Source organism: Anaerovibrio sp. (assembly GCF_024697385.1).
Classification (GTDB): Bacteria; Bacillota; Negativicutes; order Selenomonadales; family Selenomonadaceae; genus Anaerovibrio.
Map to the genome: position 1 here is coordinate 1 of NZ_JAILFV010000153.1, position 12,668 is coordinate 12,668.

Sequence of the window (12,668 nt, forward strand, 5' to 3'; positions counted from 1 at the left end):
TGGAATAAGGCTTTTCCCGAGGTGCTTCATATTTATATTTTTTTAGCTGCACATCTTTGATTTTTAGCACATAATGATTATCCTTTTGTTCAATAACGAAACTGCCCTTAGAATCCCTATATACAAAAGTTCCATCTGTTAATTCTTCCGCCTTATTGCCCTGGGTGCTCCCGCGATATATATCCATATAATCCAGATTTTCCGCCACTTTTTGACGGACTTCTACCATCCATTCATCTGCATATACCGGCTTCTTTTCCACGAACTGGGAAGCATCGCATATTGAAACATGAGAAACCAGTAAAAATGCCAAACACATTATCCAGACCGTGATTTTGCCTACCCCCATTATATCCTCACCTCATTCTTTTTGTGGCTCAATATTAAGCATCGTTTTTATTTCCTCCACATCATCATCATCCAGCATCCATTCAAGAAAATACGACAGAGTGCCGCATACTGTACTTAAACTTGTTCCCTCTTCCTGTTCCAATGCCCTTTTATAATGCTCATTAATCAAATGAATGGTCCCTTCGCCAGTTGTATTCAAAAAACATTCCACAAACAACTCAGGAGTAATCCCTAAATTTTTGGCCTCTGACTTCATCAATGTGGAATCCTTCAAGTACTTCACAACCTCTTTTTTGAATTCTTCTAAAGTAATTTTCATATTATCTACACTCCTATTCTTCAACACTTAATCCTCTGCGGCATCGTATATTCCCTTGACCACAGCCATTTCATTGTATCTGGAACTGGAAGGGCTTATCCCTGCCATCCCATCCTTTATAGCTTTATTGAAGTAGAACTCGTCCAAATCCACACGGTCAATTATCAGCTTAACGCTGCCGCCGCTTTTCGTCGAACAGTTGACATACACATATCCACTGTTTTTAGAGCCCTTGGTGCCATCATTATAATCCTTTGCTGATATATACCTGATATTTCTCTTCTTGAATACACCACTCTCCATGGCTGAAGCAATCTGTCCCGCTATATGAAAGGTTCTGTCCTGAGCCAGGCCGTTTTCCTCATTGTCCAGGGCGTAGCCAGCCGGATAATTACTCCGCCCTTCATTAAAAAGCTTGCCATTTATCTCCAACACATATTCATATTTACTATCACTTTGGTTCAATTTACCCGTATACTGATAATATTTCTTCATCTCAGCCTTAGTATAATTCCGCAGCTTAACCTTGCCATCGGCCATTTTCTTGATATAATCCTGGGCCTTTTTCATGCGACCGAAGCTAGAAGGGTGAGTTTTGGATTCCTTCCATGGGTCCTTATTCTTCAATCTTAGAGTATTTCCGCTTCTGTAATGGTAGGCACAAATATCCCCAACACCATAAAGCGTCATTTGACTCATCATTTTCATGGCCGTTTCATCTGCATCCCGTTCATCTGGCTTGGAATATCCATTGACAGCCAGATTGTGAACAAACATGGCAGCTCCCAGCTGTGCAGCAGCAGCATTTGGAGTATTGGGAGTAAACATTCCAATAATCTGCCCCAAAATATTCACCTTGCGGTTCTTATCCATGCGCTTTAAATAATCCTCATTTATGTGGTGGCTAAACTCATGACACAACACACCCATAATCATACCGTTGGCATACAACCCAGTAGTATCAGGATCAGAGCCTCTTTTCTTATACCCTGAAATATAACCATCATTTTCATAGGTACGGCAAAAATCAAGCATGGACTTGGTAAACACCATGTAGCCACCCGGATACATGGATGCATTGGTTGTACCATTATCAATTACCACCACATCATTGTCCACCCAGCGCTTGTGTCTGCCATCATCGAAATTAAGCATCTTGGGGAACATATAAACCACATTCTTATACAGCGCGGACAAGCCAGCATCCTTATAGTGCTCCTGGGACAATACCTTCTCCCTGTATGCATTGTAGCCATCATTTCTCTCCTGGGCACAGGTTATCATGTAGGCCTCTACGGTATTAATACCTCCGGTAATCCCCAATCCTGCAAATACTCCTATGGTTACCAATCCTGCTGCAATTAGCTTTCCCAGCATACTTTTCCTTTTAATTGTCTGATTAATAATTGTCATAAGGCAATTCCTCCCTAAACTTATATCCTTTAATATCCTCTTAAAATAATAATCAGATAAAAAAAGCTGAAAGTTTCCAAAAAACTGTTATTCCAAAAATACAAATATCAGAAGGTTTCTTCAATACTGCAGACGAAAAAACTCATGCACACTTTATCTGATGTAAGGCCTGAAATCAGTGGATTCAAAACCTAAATAAATACAAATCCAACTAAAAAACATCCTGAAAATTTTTAAAATCTTCAGGATGCCTTTATTGTTCATATAAAAACCATATTATTCTCTTGCTCTGGCTATTACCTGCGTAGCTGTTGGCAATGCACGACGATCTGCAAAGCCTTTATGAATTGTAAACTGTAATTTTCCATTTTTATTTTCATATTCCCCACGCATAGGCGCCGTTTTTTCATGCCACTCCGGGAGTTTGGTATTATCATAATCCAACATTACGGTCAGTTCATCCATTATACGCTTCCAATCATTTTTCAATGCTTTGGGAACAGCTTCCTTAAACTTAGCCCTATATTCAGAGGAATCAACCTTTTGACAGGCATTTGCCATATTGGTACCATCCAAAAATCTGGTATATGATTCATCCGTTTCCACAAATAAATCATGCTTATTCAGCTTTATACTGCCCAATCCCATACTTTTCCCCTGGCCAAGCTTAAATGCAATATTTTTCTCAGTATTATCCATATCCAAAGTCATGACTAAGGCACCCAATTCCTCCGGTAGTAAATTTTTAAATCTTATTCTGGAAGTGAATTTTGTATTGGCCGGTACCGGTTTCATTGGAAGACACAGCTTTTTATCATCAGACTTCTTATTGTCCTCACTCAGTTCCTCTTTGCTTGCTTTATAATTACCTTTTCCGTTTGCCTGATGCCAATACAGCTTGTAACCTCTTATTTCGGCATTATCACTGTCCCAATTGGCCAAACGCTGTCCTACGCTATTTTTTAAATACAACTGAAATGAAGTCGGATTTGGCTGGAGCAAAGGATGTGCCTGAAATTCCGGCATAAGTTTTACAGAATTATGTGGTTTACCATCCTCAAAATACACTCTGGATGCAAAATAAGGACTCATGCCAAATACAGCATCAGAATAATCCACCACATCCTCCCTAAGATGCTTTTTTACTATTTCACCAATTGAATGTTTGTATGGGATTCTAAAACATTGACCATGTCCAAATAGTGTAATTCCACCTTCACCGGGCACATAATAGCATGGTGCCAGAGATGTAATATCCTTTGGAATATTTACCTGTACCTTAAGATCAGAAACCTTTCTCATGTACTTTTTATCAACCAGATTTACACCGCCACGATTATTATCCATCATATATTCTGTAATATCCACCGGATAACGCTCATTCCACTGTGTTTCCTCCAGCCTGATATACCTTACCAGCTGTTTTCCGGGATTAGGTCTTTCCCCCCTCTCACGACAGCCAGCCTTATACGCTTCATACTCTTCCAAAGTTTTATATAATTTTTTCCCAAGACCAAGCTTACCTGTAAGGATATATGCACTACTGCCATGCCATTTCACATCACTGTCCTTGGTTTTTGTAACAGTCCCATAACAGCCTTTTCGCTGCTCATATTGGTATATTGTTTCCTTATGAGCCTTTGATGGTACAATAAAATAATTATCTCTTACCTTGATTAAAAAACCCGGTCTAACCTTACTCCCCTCATCAGACTGCATCCTGCCTATGTACAAATCATGTAAATCATGCGCCCAAAGATAATCCGTATCCTTACTAGCCATGAGTCTGCGGAAAAATACATGTCGGTCAATATAATCCTCACCACTCCGCATAGTACTCATAGTAATCATCTTAAAAATATTTTTTATCATTCCCCTAAGACTGCTGCCAGGCAACACGGGTACATTCCCCAGTTTAAATGGGTCTCCTCCCTCATTTCGTATAAATACCGGTGTAAGGGTTTCAAGTTCCAATTCTATATAGCCACTTATTGTCTCATGACTATTGATATATTTTTTATATCCCTGCTCAATATCTTTTTGTTTGCTGTCAGATAAATTACCAACAAACTCCTCCAAGCCGGAATGCATGGCATGAACTGGCAGGCTCACGAAATTATATGGTGCCGTGGCAGCTTCGTTGCTGAATTTATGTGCTATCTGTTTACCCCCACGGTTATTAGTGTTTCTATTATTTCCCCTATTTCCATTTCTACCACCGTTTTGGTTCCTATATCTGCTTCTATTTCCATTACGATTGGATGGTCTATCCTGACCTGTATGGTTACTATAATCTGTAGATTTATGTTCTACATTGCACCCTATTCCACCCTCTCGTAACTGGCGCATAGCCTCTTCCATACTTGCAGTCATATATTACACCTCCATTGCTTCTACAGCCAAGAATCTATAATCACCATATCCGGAAAGACCTGCAGTTAAATCAGTCTGAATATAGCTTCTGGTCACCAACCCATAGGATTTGGCACTGCCATCTCTGACCGGAATGTCCATCATCAGCTTGCGATCAGTATCCTCAAGATGAACCCTCCCTCCTTCATAACCGCTATTCTCACCCCAAATAGGAGAAATACTGTCAACATATCCCTGTTTCCAGTCTTCTGAGGCTTCCGTATCGACTATACAACGCCCAGAAAATTCATCTCCCATACGCACCAGATGAACTTCACCTTTTTCATTAAATGCTCTCATTTCCTGCCAATAATCAATTACAGAAGCCTTATCATCCAGCTCTATATGGCCATTGGTACAAGTGGTCCAAATAATACGATCCATGAGCCAAATAACCACTATTGCCTTATCACCAATGAAATTATTGAGTGTATTCTCTACCTCCATGACACTGGACAACGATGAAACAGATGTTATCTCCGGAATAATATCTCTTTTTATTATTAACTCATTATATTTTGTATTTATTGCCATTTCACTGTACCTCCCCAGCCAATGATTGGACAAACTTATCAAGCTCCTTGATATCTCCATTATCAGCACTGATTTCTCCATTGGCATTAACGGTATACTCAACATCATCAATAACAATTCGTCCGGATAACCCTTTTAAGGTTCCACGGCCCACACCAGTTTCACCGCCTATTGCAATTCGTCCTTGCCACAAATCACGGAACAAAAGCAATGCCAAGCCAATTTCAGCAGAATTGTCCTGCTCTCCCTTAGCAGGTTTTATAAAAAATTTAATATGAAGCGCCTTTTCTCCCGTTTTTTCCTGATATACAGGAACGGTTGTAAATAGCGCACTATCCATAACTCCACCTGTAATGCGGTCAATTCTGTTTCTGGTAATAATTTTCTCCTGCACTGCATCAGTTAAAGTGCTTTCAGAAACATAAAAACGGCTTTTTTGTCGACTATCAATATTCTCACTGTGTCCCATCAGATTATTAATAAATTTATCGACTGCCTCATCCTGTCCGTGACATAATCTATCCAATATATACCGGGCCCGATGCCGTAATACTCCCTTAATGCTGGTCCCTGGAACTACATACTGTCCGGCAGAATTTCTCAGGAAGACCTTATCAATATGTTTATTACCATTTTCAGATATATCCATATTGTCAGTCCGTATAATCATGGTACTCCGAAGTTCAAAATCACCTTCAAATAATGGGACCTGCGTTCCCGGCAGCTTCTCCAATTGATCCTTCATTCTGTCTGAAGCATCACTTGGTACAGCTTCAGGCTTCATAAACCATGCCTTTACATCATCCTTGTTATTTTTTAAATCATAAAGCCCAAGCTTCGCCTTCTTCAGCTGCACAAGCCCCATCCCCTTGGCTGTCATTGCACCAAGCCGGATTCCTGCCTCAAGCTTATCCTTTATTCTGATTATATCCTCACGAATATTATCTTTGCCTGCCTCCTGCTTCTGTCTAATAACAGCTTCCAGTCTAAAATCGCCTTCCCCATGGTCCACTATTTCATAGTCATACTTTGCACCTGTTTTGGCTACCCCGGTATAATCATGGATAGCCACACCATCACGATATGTCTGATTGGAATTTTCCAATACAATATCATATATTTGTACCAGGCTCTGACTCCCTTGAGCATCATCACTGCCAAAAAGCAGCTCCGAATTATTATTCATTTCCTCATCAACAAAACACCGTAATACCCCACACATAGATGTCCCGGGAATAAATGGCTTTCCGGACTTATTCTTCTGGATATGTATATCTTTATCATTGCCTTGGTTATTCTCCCCGGAACCATCTCCGATACAAAGTGGAGATTTTAAGACTAACCTGCCAGTTAATACAATGCGAGCAATAACCGCAGCATCACCCAAATAATTATTTTCTCCCATATCAGCGGCCTCCCTTCGCACTGACAGCAAACTTTCGACAATATCTAAATAACCAATACCAATATGTATAGAAATATTCCCCATTTGATATTTCTTTATCCGAAATCTTCATGTCTAAAATTGCCATCAATTCACTAAGTTTATTTCGAGTCAAAGCCGTATGCCAATCTTCAATATATGGCATTTCTGCTGAAGAATCTTCCAGCAACTCATCAAAGACTCTTTCATGTACGCTGATTTGCTTCATTGCCTTATAATACGGGCTCTTATCCCTTTCTGCCATATTGGCCCTGACTTTGTCACTGAGCATCAGCCGATTGTTACCAGTGACATCCAGGCTGCCCAATTCCTGCAGCAATCTGGCAAAGAAATGTGTCTTCCCTCTAATTGTATTTTTTATTGCCAAAGCATCCTTATAAGCAAATTGTTTTAACTGCTCCAAAATAAACCTTTTTACCACCTGTTGAGTAAGCTTACGGGCAATACCTGATTTTATATTTTGAGTTCCCTTGTCAGTAACGCTGATATCAGCAAGATTACCAACCTGCTTTATATCACCTGCCCACAATCTCATTTGTCCAAAGCCTTCCTGAGTACGCTGTCCCAGTCCACCATACATCATGATTGTCAGCTTCTGTATATCATCTGCTGTCCACTGATCCTTTTCCAAAGCAAATACAGTACCTGCATTTAACGCCTGTACCCGTGGTCGCTTCATCCCCCAGATATTGACAAAATTATCTATTGATATTATTTGAGAGAACACCTTATCAGCACTGACCTTTACCCCAGGCAAATACTTTTGGCACATATCATTTAAAGTTTTAGCCACAGAGCTGATCATGCCATTTTGTGGAATTATTGGTGCCAAAACATGTACAAATATCTGATTGTTCCCCTGAGGATGTAACTGCTCCAAGTCCTCAATTTCTCCCAAATCAATCCTGACAGTACCATACTGAGTAAACCTTGAACGGCCCACCCGCCCAAAGAAAGTTTTCTGGGAGATAGAACTCATTAATTCCTTTAAATTATCTTCATCACCTATTATTTCACCAACAAAAACCTGCCCGGGCGAAATAGATTCGTAATTAAACACCTGTCCATCCAGGCTTTTTCCAGCAATGCGTTCTGCTTCACTGCTTCGGCTCATATGAAACGACATGCTTTTATCAACGGAAATACCACATAGTTTATCCTCGCATACAACCGCCAATCCACGGATATTTTTAAATCCCGGCATCAAACTGTCGTTTACCAATAAATCCTGAATTTCACCTGTGCTCTTGTGTTTCATTACTGAAAATGGCACTGGAATAGCCGCCTTACCATTAAACGACGGTAATGAATTTGTATAATTTATTTTCCCAAAAAACAGTTTTCTGAAACCTTCATCCTCATGGGCAGAAAGCACCAAATTTTTCTCTTTTATATATTTGCCGGCTATTATACCACGAAGCATGGTGCCGGGAATATAATTTGCACTGGAAGTAAGAACGCTATCTCCACTTGAAGAGGTTATAATCAAAGAATCAACAGCTGTAATTGTAACTTTTATGCGTTTCATTACCTTACCTCCTTTGCAAACAATTTATCTATAATATCCTGCTCGGTTTGATTATCAGAAAGTTTCATGGAACAACTGATGCGACCAAAGCCACGATTTCTCTTCATTCCAGCACCGCGCAGATTTCTTACTGCAAGAGCTATCAGTTCCAAAGCCTCCTCGCTAAGCTGCTCCGCCTCAATAACGCCATAAAAATCCAAGTCTTCATTCACGACCCTTATATTACGGAATGAGCCTTTTTCTGCTAATCCATCCTTCATTTTTGTCTGATAACGAATAGATGTAAATTCCTCAAGTACATCAGCAGGACTGATAATAGCAGCATACTCCTCTTGGATACTTTCAAGTGCCTGACAAAACTCGGCATAATCTTCGCGGGGAGTTATATGAAAATCAGATATATTAAGTGCTTCAGGACAGCTTTTTTTGCAATCATGCTCAAACAATCTGCTTATCAAATAACCATATTTCTCCAACCCCTGCATGCAGACTACTTCCAATGCACTTTCCCGAAGCAGTCCTTTTACTCTGCGTCCGGAAAAAACAGGCATTCCATATTTATCATGAGCTACTTCTGAATCCACAATAACATCTGCTTCACCGGAGCTTAGATGAATAGGTGACAATGTCTTTATGGTTAATTCTATTACCGCCATTATTTATCAGCTCCTTCCATATATTCCATCATTTCAATTGCATCTACATATGGAGTAAAACCTTTATTAATACCAGTACCCCAACCAGTTGCAGAATTAATATATTTATATTCTACAGAAGGCATTTTTTGATCGATAATGTTTAATTGTAACATAAAGCTGTTAATCATTCCTTCATCCTTCTGTAATACAGCCCGCAACCCTTTAACCTTATTTTTCTGCATATATTGCTTGGAAAGTGTAAACTGCTTCGAGCATTCAATTAGTTTATCCAACATATGATCATCATCTGCTTTTTTCCCGGCAGTATTTTTAATAACACAATAAGGGCCAAAATGCATATTGCCCAGAGCCGCTTTATATTCCCTTGCCAGAATCTGTTTAAGGGTTGGTGCCTGCTCGCCGTGAAGAAATACAAAGTCAAGCCAACCGGACCCGCTGTCCGGATTATTTTCATCCCAAAGCTCACGCATTTTCTCCTTTGCTGAATCGCAAAGCTGTTCTGCCAATATATATCCACGGAAAAATGGATATTTGGTAGGCAAAATAGCAATACCACCACAGCAGTCTATACTCCTTGCAGCCTCTGTATTAATATCTTCTGACTTCTCAGCCATAAATTGAATAAATCTCTTTGAGTAAGCAATTGCTACCTTTGCCGGACAAATAAAGGTTACATCATCACCGCCCAAAATAAGCGGTCTTATCGGCAAAAGCTTTTTGCCATCAGCCTCTTGCAGATTTAATGATTTATTACTTTTATAATCCTCGTATTCAGCTACTATGCTTGCTAAAAGTCTGCCAAAGGATTTTTTTGTTTTTTCCTTGATATCAGCAGAAAGCTCCCTGTGACTTGACAAATCAGTACAGCTACTAAATTTTACCCCCATATTGTTTCCATCAATATGCACAATGGCAATATAGTTTTTCTTTGCCTGCTGTCCAAGGTTTTCCAATTCCGTTGGGAAGGAATATTCTCCATCATTAAGCTCCTTCGCAAACATCCCTTCCAATTTATCATTGGATTTTTTTACTGCATTGGCCTTAGCCACTATTTCATGGGAATAATAATTGTGCCGTTCCTTTGGAAACAGTCCCTGGTCGTCGTAATAGCTTGCTACTTCACCATCAATATCACATACCTGAGTAAAACCGGTATATGGAAGACTGACTGTAGGAATAATATTATTTTGATTCTGCTTTAAAACAGCAAACAGTTTATTGCGAGAATTCTTATATGTTTCATTATTGCTAAAGTCCAATATCCCTATGGCTGCACCTATATGTAGCCCAGGAGCTTTTATCAGGACTTTTTGTGAAAATAATGCCACCAATCTTTTCAATTCATCATCATCAACTGAAATATCAAACAGCACCATGGCATTACCACCGCCAATATACGCTATCTGACACTGATATTCCGTTGATTCTCGTTCTGCATAAAATGGTTTTTCCCAGCTTTTAAGATCTTTGGAGCCATTAAAATTTTTGTCCAATACCTTTACCAGCGTTTCACTGAAAAGATTTTCCACTATATAGGATGCCCCAATATTTGTTCTTAATTTATTAGCAGCGTAAATATACCGTTGAATAGAGCGTACATCAAAAAGTATTGCTTTCCGTTCCAAATTATCTCCTCCTCCAATAATTAGTCTTTAACAAGTTTCAATGTATTTTCCAAATATTTTATCCCCTCATCCAATGCCTCCTTCAATTCCTTATAAGTCCATACTGAATCTTCATCTTTTGCATGATTTGATATAACCCTCTCATTTCGTATGCGTCTGTATTCTTGATCTATACACTTAATACATTCCATAGATATTCCCTGTGCGCACTCCACCTGCCCTGAAAAAATTTTACGAATTATATTACTTGTAACAACAATCCTTAATCCAAATATCTTTTCTATTTCATCCCCTTTTGCGTTACCAAAATACACCCGCATTAATTTATTATATTTTGCCTTATCATCGCATATTTCATCCCACTTAATCCAAGCCTTATCCCCTTTTTCTATGGCCTTTCTCTCTGCATCCATGTATGCATCTTTCCAAAAAGTCATATTACAATCAGACATTTTTACATCATGGGCCACTGAATAACGAATATTCTCATACTCTACAAGATGCTCTAAAATCTCATTTTCATTTTCTATGTAAATTAATTCATTTAGGTATGTACCGTCATCATTTTTTTGATTTAAGGATTCAAAAACCTCATTGCTAATCTCTTCCCTGGACAACTTATCTGCACCTAATTTTCTATTACAATGTAATTTTATTTTTTGTATTATTTGTTTTCTGCATTCAGACATAGAACTGTTTAATTTCTTTCTATCCTCTTCACCTGAATTATCAACAAACAACTCATAGGCAACTGTTGTTGGCAGCTTCTTACGGTCTCCACTTTTTTCAGATTTATATGAATCACTTATTTGAACAATACCACCCTTTAGAATAATCTCCGGCACCCGCTCCGTATAAAGTGTCAAAACCTGCTGCAAATAATCCTTGTTCAGGCACCATTTCATAAGTACAATATCCGCCATGGCCTCATCAGAAAAATCGACATGAAGTATTTCATCATATTCCTTATGAATACGGGCCAAAAGACTGGAAAACAATTTAGCATATACATCTACATCATTATTTTTTATATATTTTTCAAAGATATCTACCTTATCCCCCAAACATTTAATGGCATTTTTCAATGTCCCATAGTGGCACAGTCTTATCTGTTGGGCAAAATGTTTCATTGCTTCCAGCAACGCATTCAGTTCCTTCCCTACATCATGCTTTTCCTTAAAATAAGCACTAATAGAATCCACACTGCCAAAGCGGATAAATTCCTCAGCTCCGGATACCAAATCGAACAACTCATAAATGCCATTGGAAATCTCAACTTTTTTAACTTCCCCTTTTATTGAATAATTGGAATAAAGAATTTTATTTATTGCAATGCCACTATACTGCAATAGCTTCGCAATACTCAAAACAATCATGTTGGCATTGCGAAAACCACCGGTAAGATCAACTGAAAGACACACTTCCTGCCCTTCAGAATATTCCTGTATTTTCTTTGCCATTGCAACGATATCCCGCATATAATGATCCCAGTCATTACCGGAAAAATCCTGGGACACAATTAAGCAGTCATTATATTCCGGCAAAAACATGGATAATCTTTTTTTGAAATATTCAAAATGGGTGCAATATTCAGCAGTACCATCAGCTTTAACTCCCAAAAAAGTCTCCCTGCATTTTATTGGGGATAGAACTTCACTGGTAGTGAATACAAAAACCTTGTCTATCCTCTCATTCTCAGGAAGATGTACTGACAGGTACCTCAGTGCTGATTCGTTGGTCATATGAGTCTCAACCGGCTCCCTGCCATCCTCTAAATCGTATTTGGCTTTTCGAAGAGTAATATTTCTTTCTTTAAATTCATCATTAGCTTTAATATCCTCATTTTTTTCAAGTCCTATTGTACTGAGAAATGTCAGTAACACATTCTTTGCCATTCCTATACCCCCTACCAAATATCTCAGTTTTTACCACCTGAAAGCAATTCTTCCATGTCATTCAATAACTCCTTCATTTTGTCCGTGAGTTCTTTGCTTGATACAAGATTTTTAGAAGAATTGGCATGCATAATATCATTTCTCTGAGACCGCATCCAACGCACATCCTCAATAATCTTTAATACCTTTTCCGGGGGATAATCAGTTTTAACAGTTCCTTTAGCCAGCATAGATTCCACTATCTGCTTATGATCCTCCTCGCTTGATATTTTTTCATTACTTAACGGATCATCTTCATATCGAACTTCCAACAAATCAACCAATTCCTCGAATTTAGCAATGTTTAAATAGTTAAACAAAAGCTTGGCATTTATTCGCGCATTTGTTAAATACAATTCGTCAAAATATTTTTTGTAATTTGGTATACTATTATATTCATTTTTTATACATTCATATAATTTGGGATAATCTGTTTTAAATTCAGATAT

11 protein-coding genes are annotated in these 12,668 nt (G+C 38.6%); all 11 read right to left on the reverse strand.

The genetic code is table 11. From position 1 onward, the window contains the following. Positions 1–349, reverse strand: a 349-nt coding sequence (locus tag K6C05_RS08365; RefSeq protein WP_296733577.1) for a hypothetical protein, incomplete at its 3' end; no start/stop codon positions are given. 12 nt (positions 350–361) lie between these two features. Next, complete coding sequence (locus tag K6C05_RS08370) at positions 362–670, reverse strand: hypothetical protein (protein WP_296733578.1); 309 nt, start codon at positions 668–670, stop codon at positions 362–364. 27 nt (positions 671–697) lie between these two features. Further along, positions 698–2,083, reverse strand: coding sequence for a M48 family metalloprotease (locus tag K6C05_RS08375; RefSeq protein WP_296733580.1), 1,386 nt, complete (start codon positions 2,081–2,083; stop codon positions 698–700). 276 nt (positions 2,084–2,359) lie between these two features. Next, the gene (locus K6C05_RS08380; RefSeq protein WP_296733583.1) at positions 2,360–4,456 is read right to left on the reverse strand and encodes a TIGR03986 family CRISPR-associated RAMP protein; all 2,097 of its coding nucleotides are present in this window, start codon (positions 4,454–4,456) and stop codon (positions 2,360–2,362) included. Positions 4,457–4,459: 3 nt separating this feature from the next. Continuing rightward, on the reverse strand, positions 4,460–5,029 hold the full coding sequence (gene csx19 / locus K6C05_RS08385; RefSeq protein ID WP_296733585.1) for a CRISPR-associated protein Csx19: 570 nt from the start codon (positions 5,027–5,029) through the stop codon (positions 4,460–4,462). A 1-nt stretch (position 5,030) separates the two neighbouring features. After that, the gene (locus K6C05_RS08390; protein WP_296733587.1) at positions 5,031–6,434 is read right to left on the reverse strand and encodes an RAMP superfamily CRISPR-associated protein; all 1,404 of its coding nucleotides are present in this window, start codon (positions 6,432–6,434) and stop codon (positions 5,031–5,033) included. Position 6,435: 1 nt separating this feature from the next. Next, a complete protein-coding gene (locus tag K6C05_RS08395; protein WP_296733588.1) occupies positions 6,436–8,001 on the reverse strand; it encodes a hypothetical protein in 1,566 nt (521 codons plus the stop codon). Then, on the reverse strand, positions 8,001–8,657 hold the full coding sequence (locus K6C05_RS08400; RefSeq protein ID WP_296733591.1) for an RAMP superfamily CRISPR-associated protein: 657 nt from the start codon (positions 8,655–8,657) through the stop codon (positions 8,001–8,003). The genes K6C05_RS08395 and K6C05_RS08400 overlap by 1 nt, the downstream gene beginning before the upstream one ends. After that, positions 8,657–10,285 (reverse strand): hypothetical protein, encoded by a 1,629-nt coding sequence (locus K6C05_RS08405; protein ID WP_296733592.1) that lies wholly within the window; start codon positions 10,283–10,285, stop codon positions 8,657–8,659. Before K6C05_RS08405 ends, K6C05_RS08400 begins: the two co-directional genes overlap by 1 nt. Positions 10,286–10,305: 20 nt before the next feature. Continuing rightward, complete coding sequence (locus tag K6C05_RS08410) at positions 10,306–12,180, reverse strand: TM1812 family CRISPR-associated protein (protein ID WP_296733595.1); 1,875 nt, start codon at positions 12,178–12,180, stop codon at positions 10,306–10,308. A 23-nt stretch (positions 12,181–12,203) separates the two neighbouring features. Beyond that, positions 12,204–12,668: hypothetical protein (locus tag K6C05_RS08415; protein ID WP_296733596.1), on the reverse strand; the 465-nt coding region annotated here is incomplete at its 5' end.

Coding starts and splice junctions, on each gene's coding strand:
- csx19 (WP_296733585.1), bottom strand. CDS start 5,029: ATGGCAATAAATACAAAATATAATGAGTTAATAATAAAAAGAGATATT.
- K6C05_RS08375 (WP_296733580.1), bottom strand. CDS start 2,083: ATGACAATTATTAATCAGACAATTAAAAGGAAAAGTATGCTGGGAAAG.
- K6C05_RS08395 (WP_296733588.1), bottom strand. CDS start 8,001: ATGAAACGCATAAAAGTTACAATTACAGCTGTTGATTCTTTGATTATA.
- K6C05_RS08410 (WP_296733595.1), bottom strand. CDS start 12,180: ATGGCAAAGAATGTGTTACTGACATTTCTCAGTACAATAGGACTTGAA.
- K6C05_RS08400 (WP_296733591.1), bottom strand. CDS start 8,657: ATGGCGGTAATAGAATTAACCATAAAGACATTGTCACCTATTCATCTA.
- K6C05_RS08380 (WP_296733583.1), bottom strand. CDS start 4,456: ATGACTGCAAGTATGGAAGAGGCTATGCGCCAGTTACGAGAGGGTGGA.
- K6C05_RS08370 (WP_296733578.1), bottom strand. CDS start 670: ATGAAAATTACTTTAGAAGAATTCAAAAAAGAGGTTGTGAAGTACTTG.
- K6C05_RS08390 (WP_296733587.1), bottom strand. CDS start 6,434: ATGGGAGAAAATAATTATTTGGGTGATGCTGCGGTTATTGCTCGCATT.